The organism is Blautia sp. JLR.GB0024, assembly GCF_037000545.1.
Taxonomy (GTDB): domain Bacteria; phylum Bacillota; class Clostridia; order Lachnospirales; family Lachnospiraceae; genus Blautia; species Blautia celeris.
In genome coordinates, this window is record NZ_JBANBF010000013.1 from 87,920 (window position 1) to 107,746 (window position 19,827).

Consider the following 19,827-nt stretch of genomic DNA (forward strand, 5'->3'; position numbering starts at 1 on the left):
TCCTGTCCCATATGCGGCAGGAAATAATTTATACGTTCTTGCTGTAATTGTGTGACAGAGAATAGCTGATCTCAAACTGATAATCCGGAATGGTTTTCTTCATAGCCAGTGCCTCGTTGATGTCAAAATCCACATACTCGCCATTCTTGTAACCGATAACTCTCTTGGTCTTGCCTTCCAGCAGGACATCCACCGCTTTCGCGCCCATGATGGATGCATATACACGGTCCTTACATGTAGGGCTTCCGCCTCGCTGCATGTGTCCCAGTATGGTGGCCCTTGTCTCAATGCCTGTGGCAGCCTCGATACGCTTTGCCATTGCCTCAGAATGTCCGATACCCTCGGCATTGATAATAATATGATGCTTCTTGCCTTTTTTACGATTATCAATAATATTATTTATAATCTGCTGTTCGTCATAGTCATATTTTTCAGGAAGAAGAACATCCTCGGCGCCGTTGGCAATACCGCACCACAGTGCCAGATATCCGGCATTTCTTCCCATAACTTCGATAATGCTGACACGCTCATGTGAGGTGGAGGTATCACGCACTTTGTCGATGGCTTCCATAGCTGTATTCACAGCGGTATCAAAACCGATCGTATATTCTGTACATGCAATATCCAGGTCGATAGTTCCCGGAACACCTACAGCATTGATTCCCAGATTGGCCAGCTTCTGCGCACCGGCAAAGGAACCGTCACCACCGATCACGACAAGGCCGTCAATTCCGTGCTTTCTGCACACTTCAGCACCGCGTCTCTGTCCTTCCTCTGTACGGAATTCTGCGCAGCGTGCCGTATAAAGAATCGTACCGCCTCTCTGGATGGTATCGGAAACGTCCACGGCTGTCAAATCAATTATCTCTTCGTTTAATAATCCGTTATATCCCTTTAAAACACCTTTCATGTTAATACCGCGGCTCAGGCCTCGTCTTACAACTGCACGGATGGCAGCATTCATACCCGGGGCATCCCCGCCGCTGGTTAAAACACCGATTGTCTTGATTTCTTTATTCGCAGCCATTTTTCTCCTCCATTACTGTATTTTCATGATTCCCTCTTGACCTCTAATCTTAAACTGTTCAGCAATCTGAATAGTTACCTCTAATCTTCCTTATTTTAATGCATTTTGGTAAGTTTTTCAATACTCTTTTCCACAACTTTTACGTTGTCAGAGCCGTACTTTTCGTACAGTTTGCCAAGAAGTTCTCCATTTATCTTTACATTCCTGGACGGGCCGAGCCGTTTTACAGCCTTGGGAGAGCGGATATATACCACCACAGAGTCCCTTCCGTCCGAGTCATTCAACAGCCTGTAAAATTCTTCCTCACCTGACAGAAAATCCTCTTTTGTGGCAAACTGCACCCACAGTTCACTGGGTACATCGTCAAAGGAACGTATATTTTCACAGATTAGTTTGCTGGCCTTTTCATCCTCTGCCGACACTCTTCCCTGGATAAATACTTTGTCGTCCACCTCCATGAGCTGGGCATTCTTCTCATAATCCCTTGGGAAAACAACAATCTCCACAGTTCCCACAAGATCCTCCACTGTGAGGAAGGCCATTACCTTGTTGGTCTTGGTATATTTGATGGTCTTGCCTGTGATCATGCCGCCCACAGTGACCTTGGAATTATCCATGACCCTGGGCATTCCGGTCTCATCATCAGGCAGGAAATCCGTGGTGACTGCAGTGATGTTGTTTCTCCACCTCTGTTCATATTCTTCCAGAGGATGACCGCTGATATACACACCCAGCACTTCTTTTTCAAATGCCAGTTTTGCTTCCTTGGGATACTCCTCCACATTCGGCATACGGATCTCGTAGGCTTCCTTTTCCTCCTCGGAGACCAGGTCAAAAAGGCTCATCTGCCCGGTCATGGCAGTTTTTTTCTCCTGGTTCACCGCATCCAGTATCTGTACATAGACCATCATCTTCTGGCGTCGGTTGCCGGGAATACCATCAAATGCACCTGCCTTGATGAAGTTCTCTATGGTCCGCTTATTTATGTCACGCCCGGACATGCGCTCTATGAAATCCCGGAGTGTTTTAAACTCTCCCCGCAGGTTTCTCTCCTCCACAAGTCCCTCAATGACGGGTCTTCCGATGCTCTTAATGGCGGAAAGGCCGTAACGTATGGAACCTCCGTCCACAGAAAAGGAACTTTCTCCCTTGTTGATATCAGGGGGGAGAATGTCGATTCCCATCCTTCTGCTGGAGAGGATATATTCAGACACCTTGGATGGATTGTCGATCACAGATGTCATGAGGGCTGCCATAAATTCCACGGGATAGTAATATTTTAAAAACGCGGTCTGGTAGGCCACAACCGCATAGGCTGCCGCATGGGATTTGTTGAAAGCATATTTTGCAAAGTCTATCATTTCGTCATAGATCTTGTTAGCCACCTGTTCGCTGATCCCCCGGTTGACGCAGCCGGGAACCCCTTCGTCCTCGTTGCCGTAGACGAAGTTCTGACGCTCCTTCTCCATGACGGACGCTTTCTTTTTACTCATGGCGCGGCGCACCATATCACTTCTTCCCAGGGTATAGCCGCCCAGGCTCCGCACGATCTGCATAACCTGCTCCTGGTATACAATACAGCCGTAGGTAGCATCCAGAATAGGCTCCAGCTCCGGACAATCGTATGTGATGCTCCCGGGATTGTTCTTTCCTCTGATATACTGGGGGATAAAATCCATAGGGCCCGGACGGTATAGGGAGATTCCCGCAATGACATCCTCCAGATTACCGGGCTTTAACTCCTTCATAAAGCTTGTCATCCCGCCGCTCTCAAGCTGGAACACGCCTTCCGTCTTACCGGCTCCCAGCATGGCATACACTTTCTTGTCATCATAGTCTATGTGGTCCATATCCAAATCCACACCCTTGTCACGCGCCACCAGTTTTGCCGCATTCTGGATAACCGTCAGGGTACGCAGGCCCAGAAAGTCCATCTTCAGAAGACCCAGCTCCTCCAGCGTGGTCATGGTAAACTGCGTCACCAGGGAACCATCGGATGCCCTGGAGAGGGGGACATACTCCACTACGGGCTTCTGGCTGATCACCACGCCCGCCGCGTGCATGGAGGTATGTCTCGGAAGCCCCTCCAGCCTCTTGCTCATGTCAATGAGCTTTTTCACCGTCTCATCCGTCTCATAGAGACCCCTCAGCTCAGGATTCATCTTCATGGCCTTGTCAATGGTGATGTTCAGCTCTGTGGGAATCATCTTGGCAATAGCGTCGCACTGGGCATAGGGCAGGTCCATAACACGGCCCACATCCCGGATAACGCCTCTGGCAGCCATGGTACCGAAGGTGACGATCTGCACCACCCGGTCCTTGCCGTACTTCTCCACCACATAATCAATGACCTCCTGCCTCCGCTCGAAGCAGAAGTCCACGTCAATATCAGGCATGGACACACGTTCCGGATTCAGGAAACGCTCAAAGAGCAGATTGTATTTGATAGGGTCCAGCTTGGTGATTCCCAGAGTGTATGACACAAGGCTTCCTGCAGCGGAACCACGCCCCGGTCCCACAATGATATCGTGGTCCCTGGCATACCGGATAAAATCCCATACGATCAGGAAATAATCCACATATCCCATATTCTTAATAACATTAAGCTCATAGTTCAGACGCTCTTCCAGCTCTTCCATATTGCCGCTGTACCTCTCGGCAAGCCCGTCAAAACACAGCTTGTTCAGGTATTCCCAGGCTGTATAGCCCTCCGGGACATCAAATTTCGGCAGCTTTGTCACGCCGAATTCTATCTCCACATTACAGCGCTTGGCTATCTTGTGGGTATTCTCCAGAGCCTCCGGTGCATAGGGAAACAGGGCTGCCATCTCCTCCACGGATTTCACGTAATACTGGCCGCCCTCATAGCGCATTCTGTCCTCGTCCTGAAGCCTTTTGCCGGTCTGCACGCACAGGAGAATGTCATGGGCCTCCGCGTCTGTGCTGTAGGTATAGTGGATATCATTGGTAGCCACCAGTTCAATTCCCGTCTCCCTGCTCATACGCACAAGCTGCTGATTCACTCTGTGCTGCTCCGGTATACCGTGGTCCTGCAGTTCCAGGAAAAAATTCCCCTTTCCGAAAATCTCTTCATATCGCAGAGCCGCCTTTTTGGACTCCTCATAAAAACCTTTTGTGATATCTCTTGCAACTTCTCCTGCAAGGCAAGCGCTTAATGCAATAATTCCTTCATGGTATTTTTCCAGAATCTCCAGGTCTACACGTGGTTTGTAATAAAAACCGTCCACGAAACCCGTGGATACGATCTTCATCAGATTCTGGTAGCCCTCCTGGTTTTCAGCTAAAAGTACCAGGTGATAGTAACGGTCCTCTTCTCTGCCAATCTCCTTGTCAAACCGGGAACCGGGCGCCACATAGACTTCACATCCCAGAATAGGCTTGATTCCTGCAGCTTTTGCCGCCCTATAAAAATCTATGCAGCCAAACATGACACCGTGGTCCGTTATGGCTGCACTATCCATTCCCAGTTCTTTTACTCTGGCTACATATTCATTTATTTTATTAGAACCGTCCAACAGGCTGTACTCTGTATGTACATGTAAATGGGTAAATTCCACTGTTGTTCTCCTCTGTTTTACTGTTCCTGTATGGTGTCTATTCTTCTTTATTTTTTACTTTCCGAAGCAGCACATTGTACCACCTGTTATTGTGATCCTCGCCGCGGGCATCGCTGGTCTTCCAGATGTCCAGCACTTTGATATTCGGAATCGAATCCAGAAGGTCATCCAGGGAATCCCTGCTGTAATCGTAGTAATAACGACCGTTGTATCTGCCGTTCCTGTCGCCTTTGCGCACAGAAAAATACAGAACACCGTCATCCTTCAGTGCATTGAGAATCTTCTGCATCACTTCCTGGATCTTGTCCGGCGGGAAATGCCCCAATACGGCACACGCCCAGATACCATGGAATACATCGTCAAACTCCATGTCTTCCACGCGCAGATGCAGGATATCCCGGCCCGTATGAATCTCTGCCAGCTCACACATTCTGGCGGAGCCGTCCATTGCGGTTACGCTGAATCCTTCGTCTTCGAGAAACAAGGTGTCTCTTCCCGACCCACAGCCCAAATCAAGAACCTCTGCATTCTCAGGCAGCAGGTCCATAAAACGCTGAAGCTGCTCCTCCATGCTCAGTTCTACAGTTTCTTCATAATAAGGTACCGCGTATCGGTCATAATAATCTATCGAGTCCACTTATTTTCCTCCTTCTGGACAAGTACAAAAAAGAATTTGATAAATTGATTTACGGTACAAGTATATCATACCTTTTCCTATTCGTGAAGCATCTAACGTATATAAATTTTATGGTTTTTCAGTTCTATTTTCTCTTCTTTGAGCAAATGCCCCACAGCGCGTTTGAACGCATTCTTGCTCAGGCCGAACTCACGCTTTATGATTTCCGGTGAAGCCTTGTCATCAAAGGGCAGAACACCTTCAAACTCCCTGATGATCTCATACACGCTCTCGGCATCTTCATGGAGCTGGATATGGGCCTTCTGCTTTGCGCTCAAATTCAGCTTGCCGTCTTCCCTGACCTGAGTGACACGCAGTGTCAGCTCCTCGCCCACCTTATAATTGCCCTGGGCCTCCTGTTTTGGAATCAGGCCGGAATACTGCCCGTCCACTGCCACAAATACGCCGAAGTTGTCACTGTGCTCATACACCACACCTGTCACAGTATCTCCTATAATGTAGGGAGAATTTGTCTTGAGGTAGTGATACACTTTCATGGTAGCGCACAGACGGCTGCTCTTGTCTATATAGAGGGATACCAGCACTTCCTCCCCCTCATGCACCTTCTTTGTCTGTTCTTTATATGGAAGGAACAGGTCTTTTTCCAGTCCCCAGTCCAGGAATGCTCCGATCTTCGTCACCTGGGCAACTTTCAAAAATCCCACCTGGTCCATCATCAGTGCCGGAGTCCTGGTGGTTGCGATCAGACGGTCAGAGGAATCCTTATAGAGGAATACCTCCATCTGGTCCCCTTCCTTCGTCCCCTCCGGCACCTCTTTGCCCGGAAGGAGCACTCTGTCCGTTTCCCCTGCGTCCGGTCTGTCTCCCAGATACACACCGAAATCCACAGTCTTCACAACAACCAGTTTCTGTTTTCTGCCTAATTCCATTCTTTTTTCTCCTTTAATTCCACAACCGCATAGGGTTCGCCGTTCTCACTGCAGAGAGCCACGGTACATACCCCCTGCTCCTGCTTCACTTTTGGTACTATGATATCTCCCAGCACTGCCTGTCCCTTGTACTCCGCCCGCATCTGGTGCACACAGAATCCGGCGGGCACGAATTCCTCTGCCATAGCCACGTACTGTCCGTTGTTTACATGGTGATTGGTATCCAGATGGTGGGGACGCACGGGAAAACTCTCATACTCTGCCGTGTCCACAGGCATTTTGATCTTTCTGGGCGCATATTCCATGGGATATTTCTCTTCCAGTGTATAGGCCTCGATCTGCTGCTCTGATACATTTGCCGGCATACCGGTCTCCAGATCCAGATATGTCCACAGAGAGTTGGCATAGGCAACCGTTGCCCCGCTCTCATCCTCCATGGTAAAATTCCTGCTTCCCAGAAAACGCTTAAACGCATAGGGCCAGGTAGTTATTTTTATTTTCTCGCAGAGCTTTGGATACCGGTCCACAACGATCTGCCAGGAGGAAAGGACCCATACCCGGTTCTTCTCCTGCAGATAATCAATCCCCACACCTGTATGTTCCGAATGAAAGGTACTGCAGTCCTGGAAATAATTGATGACGGAATTCAGGGTCAGATTCCTGTCCTCCCCAATCTCACTGTAGCGGACATAACTTTCAAAAGAGTATTTCATTTTTTCTGCCTCCCGGGTATATAACAATTATTCCTGTATACCAAAATATCCCAGACACTTAGTCTGGGATATTGATTCTTAGCTGGGCTACAAGGATTCGAACCTTGAAATGACGGAGTCAGAGTCCGTTGCCTTACCATTTGGCGATAGCCCATTGTTTTGCAACAAAATGAATTATAAAGGATAACTCAAAAAAAATCAAGTCCTTTTTTTAATTTTTTTAAAAAATTTTTTTTCACTGTCCCGGAAGGCCCAAATACCGCATTTTCCGGCCTGGTTTCTTCCGGGACAAACAGAATACAAACAACTTTTAAGTCTACAGTCTTTCCATTAACTCCGCATGCTTTTCCTCATATCCCGGCTTTCCCAGCAGAGCGAACATGTTGCTCTTATAACTCTCAACGCCCGGCTGGTTAAAGGGATTCACTCCCAGCAGATAACCGCTGACGCCGCAGGCAAATTCAAAGAAATAGAATAACTGCCCCAGACAGAACTCATTCTGTTCCGGTATATTTACCCGAAGGTTTGGCACATTGCCGTCGGTATGAGCCAGCGCCGTGCCGTTCATTGCGCTTTTATTGATGAAGTCAACGGTTTTTCCCGCCAGATAATTGAGGCCGTCAAGATCTGCCGCTTCTTCTTTGATGACCAGTTCCTCCCTGGGTTTCTCCACATTGAGGACTGTCTCGAACATGATTCTGGATCCGTCCTGGATGAACTGACCCATGGAATGAAGGTCTGTGGTCAGGTCAACGGAAGCGGGCATGAGTCCTTTCTGGTCTTTGCCTTCGCTCTCCCCGTAGAGCTGCTTCCACCATTCCGACACGTAGTGCACGCTGGGTTCATAGTTTGCCAGCAGCTCTACGGATTTGCCTTTGCGCAGAAGAATATTGCGGACTGCCGCGTAAAGGAGTGCGTCGTTCTCTTCATATGGAAGATGCAGTGCGTTTTCCCGTCCAAAAGCGGCTCCTTCCATGAGCCTGTCAAGATCTGCGCCGCTGACTGCGATGGGAAGCAGACCCACTGCGGTCAGCACGGAGAAACGGCCGCCCACATCGTCAGGCACTGCAAACGTCTCATAGCCTTCCGCTTCTGCCAGACTCTTTAAAGCTCCCCGGGCCTTGTCCGTGGTGGCATAGATTCTGCCTGCAGCTTCCTTCCTGCCGTATTTCTTCTCCAGCATTTCCTTGAATACACGAAAAGCAATCGCCGGCTCCGTGGTGGTTCCTGACTTGGAGATCACGTTGACGGAAAAATCCCGGTCCCCGATCACATCGATCAGCCCTTTCAGATAGGTACTGCTGATATTGTTGCCTGCAAAATAAATCTCAGGCGTTTTTCTCAGTTCTTTGCTGATATTATTATAGAATCCATGTCTCAGAAATTCAATGGCTGCCCTGGCACCCAGGTAGGAACCGCCGATGCCGATCACCACCAGAACCTCTGAATCGGACTGGATCTTTTCAGCCGCCTTTTTGATAGCCGCGAACTCTTCTCTGTCATAATCAACAGGCAGGTTGATCCATCCCAGGAAATCGTTTCCCACACCGTTTTTTGCTGCCAGCGCAGCTCTGGCTCTTTCGGCGGCTTCTTTCATATATTCTACTTCATGGGCACTGACAAAGCCCGCTGCCTTAGAATAGTCAAATGATACCTTATTCCCCACTGCACTTCACTCCTCTCTCCGCATTTCTTTACTTATTCACAACATTCACAGGACTGCCTTCTGCATAAGCCCTGATATTGTCAGCGGTAATGTCCATGATCCGCTGGCGGGATGCCTGGGCTGCCCAGGAAATGTGGGGTGTAATGAAGCAGTTCTTTGCCTTCAGCAGCGGATTACTGCCTTTGATCGGCTCTGTGGACACAACGTCCAGACCTGCGGCATATACTTTCCCGCTGTTAAGGGCATCCGCCAGATCCTGTTCCACTACCAGTTGTCCACGGCTGTTGTTGATGAGAATCACGCCGTCTTTCATTTTCGAGATATTTTCTTTATTGATTATGCCTTCTGTCTCCGGGAAGAGAGGACAGTGAAGGAAGATCACATCCGACCGGGCAAACAGGGCGTCTAAGTCCACATACTCTGCCAGCTTTTTCCCTGCCTCGCTCTGGTAAGCGTCGTAGGCGAGCACCTTCATATCCATTGCCTTAAGGATTTTTGCTGTTGCCTGGCCGATCCGTCCCAGTCCGATAATGCCTGCCGTCTTGCCGTAAAGCTCTATCATGGGGTAGTCCCAGTAGCACCAGTCCGCATTGCTCTCCCATCTGCCCTCAGCTACCGTCTGCGCATGATGTCCATAGTGGGAGCAGATTTCCAGAAGAAGGCCCACTGCATACTGGCCTACGATCTGTGTCCCGTAGGTCGGCACATTCACCACCGGGATTCCTTTTTCCTTTGCATAAGCGCAGTCTACCACATTGTATCCGGTAGCCAGCACGGCGATCAGTTTGATGTTCGGGCATTTCTCTATGGTCTCTCTGGTGATCGGTGTCTTATTCATGACTACCACTTCCGCGTCCCCGATTCTCTCGGCGATCAGCGGTGAGTCCACATAGGAGGTACGGTCATATACCGTAAGCTCCCCGTATTTTTCAAGAGGTTCCCAGCTTAAATCTCCCGGGTTCTCTGTATATCCGTCCAACACTACAATTTTCATAACAATTCCTCCTTGAATGTTCCCTGTCCTGTGTCCCGGCACACGTCCCTTATCACACCTGCTTGTATGCTTTCTAAGGGGCGGCGCCGTTTTCTGTCAGTGCTGTCAGCCGAATATGAGGCCCACAGGCACTGTGATGATAGATGGAAATACTATAAAGATACATAACGCAACTGCGATCAGAATGATCCACGGCACGGATGCCTTGATGATCTTCTCCAATTCAAGCCCCGTGACATTCTGCGCCGCGTAGAGACATACGCCCACCGGCGGGGTGATCAGTCCGAAGGACAGGGTGATTACCAGGAATACCACGAAGAACAGCGGAGATACACCGACTGCCTGCACTGCAGGAAGAAGGATGGGAACCAGAATGAAGATTGCCGCTGTGGCATCCATGAACATGCCCACACAGATCAGGAACAGGTAAAGCACAAACATGATGACAATACGGTTGTCGGAAATACCTGTGATCATATTCGCCACTGCGCTTGGAAGTCCGTCCAGCTCAAAGATCAGTGATGCAGGCTTTGCCGCGATGGCCACAAAGAGGATCGTTCCTGTGGAACGGGCATTTTTGCAGATAATGCGGGGGATATCTCTCCATTTCAGGTTCTTATAAACATATACGGAAACCAGTATGGTGTAGACAACAGCGATCGCTGCACCCTCTGTGGGGGTATAAAATCCTGTATATACGCCGCCCAGCAGGATCACAGGTGTCAGCAGCGCGGGAATGGCGCTCACAAAGGCTTTGCCCAGGCGTTTTCCCTGGAAAGGAGTACGGTCACCGATATTATGCTTTTTACAATAGAAGTAATTGTAAACCATAAAAATGAGACCGATAATGATTCCGGGGATCAGTCCTGCCAGCAGTGCCTGTCCAATGGACACATTGGCGGTTGCCGCTGCGTTGATCATCAGGATACTGGGGGGAATCACTGACGCCAGCATGGAACCCGACAGGTTGATGGCTGTGGCATAATCCTTGGGGTAGCCTTTCTTCTCCAGGGCATTGATACTCATCTTACCGATGGATGCGATGGCCGCTACAGAGGAACCGGACATACCCGCAAAGAGCATATTTACCACAACAGATACATGGCCCAGGCCTCCGAAGATCCAGCCAACCATGGACTCAGCCAGATCATAGATCTTATCCGCAACTCCGCCTTCATCCATAAGGGAACCGCACAGAATAAACAGCGGGACCGCAACCATAATAAAGCTGTTCATAGATGTAAACATGGACTGTGCCGCCATGGAAAGAGGCAGAGAAGACATTGTCACAATTGTAAACACAGATGCCGCACCAAGGGAAATCGCAATGGGAACTCCCAGGAACATCAGCAGCATGAAAACCACCAATAACGTAATACTCATTACCATCTGCTGTCACCCCTCCTTCTCTTCTGTTTCTTTATCTTTTTTGCTTTTTCCTGCAATCTCCACATTTCCGTGATATTCCATAAAGCTCTGCAGGACACCGATGATACCCAGTACACCGGCGATCGGCTGGCAAATGCCGATCAGATACATGGGAATCATAAGCGCTGTTCCCATTTCCTTCATCATGATCTGCTGCTGCACGACTTCCCATCCGTAAATGATCATGAAGCCGAAAAACAGAGTCACTATCACCGCATATAATATTTCGCTGAACTTTCTAAGCCATTTGGGTCCCTTTGCCACAAACAGGGTGACACGGGAAGATTCCGCCTGGTTAAAGCCTGCCGCCAGTGCCACGAACATCATCCACAGGAAGAGATACCTGCTGGTCTCCTCTGTCCAGGGAAAAGGATGTCCGATGACACGCCCGATGATCTGCACCAGGATCGTGAATATCATGCCCACCACCATAACGGCAAGGACTGCATTCTCCACTCCGTCGATCACATCAAAGAATCTGGACAGGGCTGTTTTCTTTCGTTCCATAAGAACACCTCCACCATTTTCTTAGTTTTTACCGCAGAATTTTGCCGTAGCGTCGAACAGCTCATCGTCATCGATCAGTTCTTTGAACTTATCGTAGCAGGACTGGGATACTTTAACGAATTCCTCACGACCTTCGTCGGAAATGTCATTGTACTCCATGCCGTTGTCAAGCAGGGTCTGCAGGGCAGTCTCATCTTCTTTTTCCATAAAATCAACATTCCACTGCTGTACTTCCTCACCGGCCTTTGTGATGGCATCCTGCTGTTTCTCGGATAAACCTTTGAAAACTTCGCTGTTGATCCCTACCAGCCATGCGTCTGCCATATGGTCTGTTCCGGAGATGTATTTCTGTACTTCATAGAACTTGTTGGAGAAGGGAACATCCACCGGATTTTCCTGTCCGTCCAGAGTATTTAACTGAAGCGCATTATAAACCTCACTGAAGTTCATGGGTGTTGTCACCGCACCGCAGGCACCAAAGAATTCCACATACAGTGCATTATTGGGTACTCTGAGGACCATACCCTTTAAATCCTCCGGTTTGCTCACAGGGTTTTTGGAATTGGTGATCTTACGGAAGGATCTGGTCCAGCTTCCCACCGTGGTGATTCCCATATCGGAAACACGGTTCATCAGTTCTTTTCCTGTGTCGCTGTTCAAATAATCCAGAAGCTGCTGCTGGTCATCAAACATATAAGGTACGGATATCACATTATAACCCGGTTCAAAGCTGGCATATACGCTGCTTGCCAGGATCAGCATCTGCAGGGAACCTGCTGAGAGCTGTTTGATACCTGCAGCGGTATCGCCGCCGTAGAGGGAACCGTTTCCGGAAACCGTGAATTCCAGAGTTCCGTCAGAATACTCACTGGCCCGGTCTGCGAATTCCTGTGCTGCCTGATATATGTAAGACGCTTCCGGGTCCGGAACAGCGATGGTGATTTTTGTCTTCTTTTCCGCTTTGCCTGAAGCATCTGTGCTTCCGGAAGCGTTTCCTCCGCATCCTGCCAGACCGGTACAGATCATTGCTGCTGTCATTATTGCTGCTAATACTCTTTTCTTCATTTTTCTTCTCCTTTTTTACTAATGTAAATTACTCCCAATCTTATATAATTCCTTAATCTGTGGATATAACTGTATATATACCTGATACCTTTTGTTGTAGATATCATCATGTGCCCGGCTGCTTCGGATAACTTTATATACTTTCTTCTCCACCTTATCAGCAGCTTCATAGACATCTTTGAAAATTCCGGCTCCCACTCCGGCAAGCAGTGCTGCGCCGATGGGGGCCATATCATTCATATCCAGAATCTTGATATCTTTTCCTGTGATATCCGCTTTGATCTGTGCCCAGGTCTCACTCTTGGCACCGCCTCCGATGGAGGTGAATTCCTTGATTTCCCGGCCTGTAACACGTTCGGCGATCTCTGAGAGCTGTCTCAGTCCGTATCCGCAGCCCTCCATGACCGCCCGGTTCATTTCTTTTCTGGTGGTCTGCAGGGATATGCCGAAGAAGACGCCCCTGGCGTAAGGGTCCCAGATGGGGCTTCTCTCACCAAGCATGTAGGGAAGGAATACAAGGCCGCCGCTTCCCGGCTCTGCCATGTCGGCTTCCTCATTCATGAACTGAAAGGCTGTCTTATCTGTACCTACTGCCCTGTCCACCAGGTCCTGGCAGAAATTGTCCCGGAACCATTGGTAGGAAGCGCCTGTGTGGGACAGTGCGCCCTGATAGATCCAGGTTCCCTCCACCACATGGCACCTGTTGATAAATCCCTTGTCGAATTTCGGCTGGTCCACGCAGATAGTAAGGACATTGGTGGTACCCACGGACTCACACACCTGCCCGGCTTTGGTCACGCCCGCAGCCAGAGTCGCGCAGGCTGTGTCACCGCCGCCGATAATAACCGGGGTATCTCTGGGAATTCCCATCTGGATCAGGTCGGGATGGATAAGCCCTCCCACAACGTCAGTGGAAGCGTGAAGCGGAGGCAGCTTCTCCATATCGATCCCAATCTTTTCACAGAGAACTTCGGACCACTGAAAGCCGCCTGTTGTCTCGAACAGATCCGTATAGGACGCATTGGAATAATCAATAGCAAAATTACCCGACATCCTCTGGGCCAGCAGTGTGTTTACATGACCGAAATATTTTGTTTTCTCATAAACTTCCGGCAGGTTCCGCTTGATCCACAGCATAGAGGTTCCTGACATGGCACCTGCCATGGCTGTGTTCGCCGTGATCTCAAAAAGTTTTTCGCGGCCCACGGCTTCCAGGATCATCTCCGCCTCCTCGGTGCTGCGCCTGTCTGAATATATGATGGGGTCTGTAAGCACCTCTCCGTTTTCCCCCAGGGCAGCCAGTCCGGGACACAGGCTGGAAATGCTGATTCCTGCCACCCGGGACATGTCAATGTTCTTTCCCTCCTGAAGCAGACGGATACATTTTAAATACGCTCTCCACATATCCTCTGTGTCGATCTGCGCATAATCCTGATTTGGCGTGATCAGCCGGTATGAGCTGCTGCTCATGCCCAAAACCCTGGCCTGTTCGTCTATAATCGCTACTTTGATGCTGGTGGTTCCCACATCCACCCCCAATAAGTATCTATTTCCCATTTCATACACCCGTTTCGTTCTTTATTGGTTTTTCTTAGAATTCGCTGTAGTTTTTGTCGTTTTCAAGCTGAGCTAAAAGCTCTTTTGCTTCTTTTACGCTGTATCCCTCGTGGATAATGTAACGAAGAGCAATCACAAGTGCTGTCACATCTTTGTAATCCCATACGAATCTTCCCATGGTCACACCGCCGACACCACAGTCCATAGCGTCTCTTGTCATCTGCAGATAGTCATCCAGTGTCTTGCAGGCATCGCCGCCCTGGATAACGATACGGAAGGTGGAAGGTACGGTTGCCACTACTTTTGCCATGCTTTCCGGGTCACCTGTATAGGTTGTCTTGATGATATCCATACCCAGCTCACAGGCACTTCTCACACAGTATGCAATGTTTTCCCAGGCTGTTCTGTCTTCCGGTTTTACGCTCTCTCCCTTGGGATATACATGTCCGATCAGCGGCATTCCTTTTCTCATACATTCCTCTGAAACCCTGCCGATGGCCTCAAACTGCTCGCCCTGGAAATCTCCCAGTGTCATGCATCCCATAGATACAGCGTCAGCGCCCATGCGGATGGCTTCATCTACAGTGCCGAAGATGGTGTCTTTGGTGGGGGCTACCGGGGAATAGTTGGAGATCTTCATGAGCATTGCCACTTCGCCTGCGTGGTTCCACATGCAGTGTTCTGCGATTCCCTTTGTCAGTGTCATGGCATCCGGTCTTCCCAGAATGATCTTATCAATAGTATCCTGCACATGATGCAGTCCTGTCAGAGGTGCGATTCCCCTGGAAGTTGCATGGTCAACTGTGATTGCCATCATTTTGTTGCTCTTCGGGTTAACCAGTCTGCTCATTCTTACTTCTTTACCTAACATTGCCATAATTTTAATCTCCTTTTTTATCATAAAATATTGTAGTTTTTCTGCTGCTGTTCACACGCCGCTGTGTGATCCTATGGTTCAATGATCACTTTCAGGCCCTGGCCGCTTTTGCACATCTCGTAAGCCTGCTGGAAATCATCAATTTTATATGTATGTGTTGCGATCTTATCCAGATTGATCTTGCCTGACATAACCATATCCGCCGCTTCCAGATAATCAGCACGCTTATAAGCTGTACTGCCGTTGACCGTTATTTCATTATAATGGATGGTATTTACCTCTATGGTGCACTCGCCTGTTCCGGCAAAGCCTGCGAAGAGGTTTACAGTACCGCCTTTTTTACAGAGCTTCAAAGTGGAATTCACAAGTGCCGGTACGCCGATGGCCATAACGATCACATCTGCTCCCATGCCGCCGGTGGCTTCCTTGATGATCTGTTCCAGGTTCTCACTGGTGGGGTCTACCACTCTGTCTGCGCCCAGTTCAAGGGCAACCTGGCGTCTCATCTCGTTGGGTTCGCTGACGATCACCTGCTTTGCTCCGGCAATCCTGGAAAGCTGCATGTGCATCAGTCCGATCGGTCCGGCTCCTACTATCAGCACGGTATCATTGAATCCGGTACCGGCATTTTTAAGACCGCGGATACAGCAGGCCAGAGGTTCTATCAAAGCGCCTGCGGTGAAGGATACATGATCCGGAAGTTTGATGACATTGCCGCTCTTGATGGCGATCTCCGGGATCAGCACATATTCTTCAAAGCCTCCGTCAAACTCATATCCCACTGCCTTACGGTTCATACAGGCGTTTTCCCTTCCCGCCAGACAGGCCGGACAGGAGCCACAGGGGATCACATTGGCGATGGAAACCTTGTCTCCTGCCTGAAATCCTGAAACATTCTTTCCCACCTCACTGATGACACCGCACATCTCATGACCGATCACGGACGGATAACGGACACCTTTTGTCTTGGTTCCTGCAAGAATCCGCATATCTGTTCCGCAGATCGCGGCTTTCTTCATCTCCAGAAGTATGTCATTATCTCCGATTTGAGGCTTCGGCAGATCTGTTGGTGCGAAATCATTCGGACCGTTCAAAACAACTGCTCTCATACTTTCTCACTCCTTTTTTTATCTTGATGACATCATAGCATGTTTAAAAATAATTTTCAATAGTATTTTTATTTTTTGTAAATTATTTTCAATTTAGGACTCTATTTTTGTCTATATTGCTGTATTTTCATTGTTTTTCATCTTTGCAAAGGATTAAATAAAAATATTTTTCAAAAAGTATTCCGCTTTATTTTCACATTATTTTTATCTTTTCTGTAATTTTTTTTCAGTTACAGCCATAAAATCCCCATCTGACTGACCACCTGACAGCGTGCAGACCTGCGCAGTCATCCTGCTGTCCGGACCGGAGAGCCTGAACAAAAAACCGCTGCAGATCACAACGACCTGCAGCGGCATTCGATTTGTATTACCTGTTTACAATTTATTTTCTGAAGTGGCTTTTCTGGTTTTCTGGATAGCCATGTAGGAGTTTTCATAATCTTCAAAGGCTACGATTGCTACCAATGTATCTATCATGGCCAATTGTGCGATCCTTGTACTGACAGACTCTGACTGGAATATAGTCTCCTCTGCCGAGGAATACAGAACCGTATCCGCAATTTTGGACAGAGGCGTCTTTCCCTGACTCACCAGAGCCACCGTATCCGCTCCATTCTCTCTGGCGTTCCGCAGACAATTCATTACATTGTAGTTGCTTCCGCTGTGGGAAATGCCGAAGGCAAGCTCACCCTCCTCCATAAGAGACGATACCATAAGCTGCATATCCGCATCATCATAGACAAAAGCCCTGATGCCTATCTTCATAAACTTATGCTGGGCATCCCTTCCCACCAGAAGGCTGCCGCCGCTGCCGAAGAAGATCAGCCGCTTTGCACTGCGTATCTGGTCTGCCACCTTTGTCAGCAAAGGCAGGTCAATACCCGCAAGGGTCCTGTTTAATACATTTACCTCTGAGGCAAAGATTTTCCTGCAGATGGTCTCCGGATCATCTCCCTGCTCCAGGCTGGGATTAAAGTGCTTGTCCCTGGGCAGCACGTCTCTGGCTGCATTCACCTTGAAGTCCTGGTACCCTTTATATCCCACACTTTTACAGAACCTCACCACAGACGCATCACTCACGCCTGCCTCTTCCGCAAGCTCTGTTATATTATAGTTCAGCACTTCCTCATAATGCTCCAGTATATAAGATGCCAGTTTCATTTCTGTATTGGTAAGCAAGTGCATTCTCCCCAAAATTTTTTCCTTGCAGCTTCCTCCTACCACAATCCACGCTCCTCTTTGAACTATTTTTACAATTTACAGAAAAATCATATCATATTTGAAAAAATTTTTCAACACCAATTTCTTTTTACACATACACAGATCAAAACCCTGTGTTCTTTTCTCTATGATTCCCATCCCGTAAGATCCCGTAACGTACTGATGATCTTCTCCATATCGATTGGTTTGGCAATATGGGCGTTCATGCCGGAATCCAGGGACTTCTTCACATCCTCTGAAAAGGCGTTGGCTGTCATGGCAATGATCGGGAGCTGGTCTGTATCCTGTCTCCCCAGGGCACGGATGCGGCGGGCCGCCTCGCATCCGTTCATGACCGGCATGCGGATATCCATAAGGACCGCGTGATATCTCTCCGGATTCTCCCGCACCATATCCACTGCCTCTCTTCCGTTCACGGCCTGTTCCACCTGCGCCCCGGCCATACTGAGCAGCTCCCGGGCGATTTCCCGGTTCAGCTCATTGTCCTCGACCAACAGGACCTTCATATCCCTGAGGAGCGTTTTATCCAGGATATCTGTGACCTTTCTGTCTGTATCCGGCTTCTGGGAAACTGCATTCCTGTCCTGTAACTCCAGATACAGCGTCACTGTAAAACGAGTCCCTTTTCCCGGACTGCTGTGAACCTGCACATCACCCTGCATCATGCTGACAAGCCCTTTTACAATGGACATGCCAAGGCCGGTCCCCTGGATGTTCTTCACGCGCTCATCGTCGGCGCGCTCAAAGGGATCATAGACATGCTCCAGAAATCCCTCATCCATTCCGATGCCGTTATCCTCCACAATGAACTCAAATTTACCATAACCGCATATGTCAGACGCCTTCTCTCTGACGGCAATACCGATACATCCGCCGTCCGGGGTATATTTCACCGCATTTGTTATGAGATTCAGTAGGATCTGCCGGATACGGCCGGTGTCCCCCTGCACATTCCCGTGTATGATCTCATCTGTACATACGGTAAGCCTATGGCTCTTTTCCTCTGTCTCATGCCCGATTATAGTGCCGATATCACGCATCAGTTCCTGCAGGCAAATAGATTCCCGGGCAAGGATTATTTTGCCCGTCTCAATCCTGGTCATATCCAAAACTTCATTGAGAAGCTTCAGAAGATGCTCACTGGAAACACTGATCTTATCCAGGCAGTCCTGTATCTTCTCCGAATCCCCCGCATTTGCCTGGGCTATGGCGGTCATCCCCACAATGGCATTCATAGGGGTCCGGATGTCATGGGACATTCTGGCAAGGAAGCTGGTCTTGGCCTCATTGGCAGTCCTGGCTGATTCGTAGGCTGTTAAAAGGGCCTGGCGGTTCTTCTCATCCTCCGCACGTCTGGCATCCACGTTCCGCATCAGCAGCAAAAAACCGCCGCCGGTATCCTGCTCTATGAGCGCTGAATAATACGAATAGTAGTGAAGCTGGTGTCTCTTATCCCACATGCGCAGTTCGCCTTCCAGCCACCTTCTGTCCCGGTAGCTCTCCTCCCGATAGAGGCTTTCCAGGACTTCCCTGTCCTCCTCATAGACACACTTCCTAAGCTGCGCCGTATAGTCCGCAAAACTGCCGTTCCGCCTGAACTCCATACTCTTCTCCGCATAGTGGACACAGTGGTATTCCGTTCTTCCCACATCCACACTGACAGCCAGCGTGTACATTCTGGACACTGCCACCTGGGCGATCATCTGGTCATAATGCTGCTCCATCTCCGCATTCTGGTCGTCAAAGGCCATGATGACAATAGGGCTTTCCACACCGGATACGGCAAAGGGCAGAAGGAGTATCTGCCTCCAGTCACCGGATGCCACACGGTAGGTATATTCCACACGGCTCCCCTGGCCGTTCAGCCGCTCCGGCAGCCTGTTTCCTGATGCCAGCTCCAGAAAATATTTTCTGTACTCCGGAAGCACACTCCCTGAGGCATAGACGCACAGGAACTCCCGAAGGCTGGAACAGCCGCTCACGTATCTGCCGATTTCCTGGTAATCCTTTATGGTCTTGATCTCCTCTGTCTCTATATTGCACAGGTAAATCCCTTTGTACCGTTCACTTAACGTCCTGATGACCGCATCGGATTCCTGCTCGGCCCTGATGGTGTCTGTGATATTCTGGTGATAACCCCGCAGCCGGATTCCCTCTTTATAGCTGTCATCCTGTACACCGCCGCAGCGGACATAGATCCTTCCCCATTTCGGATGTCTCCAGGGGTATTGTACCTCCGCACGCCTGTGGCTTATCATCTGCTCCACCACTTCCTGGACCTGCGGATAATATTCCGGCACGATCCTGTCATACCAGGCCCTGTAGCAGACCTCCGGTTCCGGCTCCTCATCCAGACCCAGCAGCCCCAGCATGGCTCTGTCTGCGTACATCCTGGGTTCTTTCCCTTCTTCTATCTCTATGATCCAGAGTCCTGTCTGCGCCTGCTGAAGGACCTCCTGAATCATTGTTATATCCCCGAAATGTTCCAGCATAACTCTATCCCCTTTTCTGAATGCTGC

General features: G+C 49.2%; 15 protein-coding genes and 1 tRNA gene. All 16 read right to left on the bottom strand.

Translation table 11 applies throughout. The annotated features are described in order from the left end of the window. Window positions 1-28: 28 nt before the first annotated feature. On the bottom strand, window positions 29-1,027 hold the full coding sequence (pfkA, locus tag V8Q34_RS21925) for a 6-phosphofructokinase (protein WP_033143329.1): 999 nt from the start codon (window positions 1,025-1,027) through the stop codon (window positions 29-31). Between the two features lie 95 nt (window positions 1,028-1,122). Next, window positions 1,123-4,605: a DNA polymerase III subunit alpha gene (locus V8Q34_RS21930; RefSeq protein ID WP_033143328.1), complete on the bottom strand. Its 3,483-nt coding sequence runs from the start codon at window positions 4,603-4,605 to the stop codon at window positions 1,123-1,125. 37 nt (window positions 4,606-4,642) lie between these two features. Beyond that, a complete protein-coding gene (locus V8Q34_RS21935) occupies window positions 4,643-5,242 on the bottom strand; it encodes a class I SAM-dependent DNA methyltransferase (protein WP_033143327.1) in 600 nt (199 codons plus the stop codon). 92 nt (window positions 5,243-5,334) lie between these two features. Next, window positions 5,335-6,171, bottom strand: coding sequence for a CvfB family protein (locus V8Q34_RS21940; protein WP_103731896.1), 837 nt, complete (start codon window positions 6,169-6,171; stop codon window positions 5,335-5,337). Further along, the gene (locus V8Q34_RS21945; protein ID WP_227210321.1) at window positions 6,162-6,884 is read right to left on the bottom strand and encodes an acyl-[acyl-carrier-protein] thioesterase; all 723 of its coding nucleotides are present in this window, start codon (window positions 6,882-6,884) and stop codon (window positions 6,162-6,164) included. Before V8Q34_RS21945 ends, V8Q34_RS21940 begins: the two co-directional genes overlap by 10 nt. 82 nt (window positions 6,885-6,966) lie before the next feature. Next, a tRNA-Gln gene (locus V8Q34_RS21950) sits at window positions 6,967-7,038 on the bottom strand. Window positions 7,039-7,200: 162 nt separating this feature from the next. After that, entirely contained in the window at window positions 7,201-8,550 is a 1,350-nt protein-coding gene (locus V8Q34_RS21955; protein ID WP_335836316.1) for a glucose-6-phosphate isomerase, read from the bottom strand. A gap of 28 nt (window positions 8,551-8,578) precedes the next feature. Further along, window positions 8,579-9,544, bottom strand: a complete 966-nt coding sequence (locus tag V8Q34_RS21960) for a D-2-hydroxyacid dehydrogenase (RefSeq protein WP_335836317.1) — start codon at window positions 9,542-9,544, stop codon at window positions 8,579-8,581. Window positions 9,545-9,649: 105 nt separating this feature from the next. Next, a complete protein-coding gene (locus tag V8Q34_RS21965; RefSeq protein WP_225305228.1) occupies window positions 9,650-10,933 on the bottom strand; it encodes a TRAP transporter large permease in 1,284 nt (427 codons plus the stop codon). A gap of 6 nt (window positions 10,934-10,939) precedes the next feature. Further along, window positions 10,940-11,479, bottom strand: coding sequence for a TRAP transporter small permease (locus V8Q34_RS21970; protein ID WP_033144058.1), 540 nt, complete (start codon window positions 11,477-11,479; stop codon window positions 10,940-10,942). A 21-nt stretch (window positions 11,480-11,500) separates the two neighbouring features. After that, window positions 11,501-12,544 (bottom strand): DctP family TRAP transporter solute-binding subunit, encoded by a 1,044-nt coding sequence (locus tag V8Q34_RS21975; RefSeq protein ID WP_103732481.1) that lies wholly within the window; start codon window positions 12,542-12,544, stop codon window positions 11,501-11,503. Between the two features lie 18 nt (window positions 12,545-12,562). After that, the gene (locus tag V8Q34_RS21980; protein WP_103732482.1) at window positions 12,563-14,101 is read right to left on the bottom strand and encodes a xylulokinase; all 1,539 of its coding nucleotides are present in this window, start codon (window positions 14,099-14,101) and stop codon (window positions 12,563-12,565) included. 34 nt (window positions 14,102-14,135) lie between these two features. Further along, a complete protein-coding gene (locus tag V8Q34_RS21985; RefSeq protein WP_033144055.1) occupies window positions 14,136-14,978 on the bottom strand; it encodes a class I fructose-bisphosphate aldolase in 843 nt (280 codons plus the stop codon). Window positions 14,979-15,049: 71 nt separating this feature from the next. Continuing rightward, the gene (locus V8Q34_RS21990; RefSeq protein ID WP_033144054.1) at window positions 15,050-16,087 is read right to left on the bottom strand and encodes a zinc-dependent dehydrogenase; all 1,038 of its coding nucleotides are present in this window, start codon (window positions 16,085-16,087) and stop codon (window positions 15,050-15,052) included. Window positions 16,088-16,462: 375 nt separating this feature from the next. After that, window positions 16,463-17,311, bottom strand: a complete 849-nt coding sequence (locus V8Q34_RS21995) for a MurR/RpiR family transcriptional regulator (protein WP_033144053.1) — start codon at window positions 17,309-17,311, stop codon at window positions 16,463-16,465. A gap of 122 nt (window positions 17,312-17,433) precedes the next feature. Beyond that, the gene (locus V8Q34_RS22000; protein ID WP_335836318.1) at window positions 17,434-19,800 is read right to left on the bottom strand and encodes a PAS domain-containing hybrid sensor histidine kinase/response regulator; all 2,367 of its coding nucleotides are present in this window, start codon (window positions 19,798-19,800) and stop codon (window positions 17,434-17,436) included. Window positions 19,801-19,827: the final 27 nt, after the last annotated feature.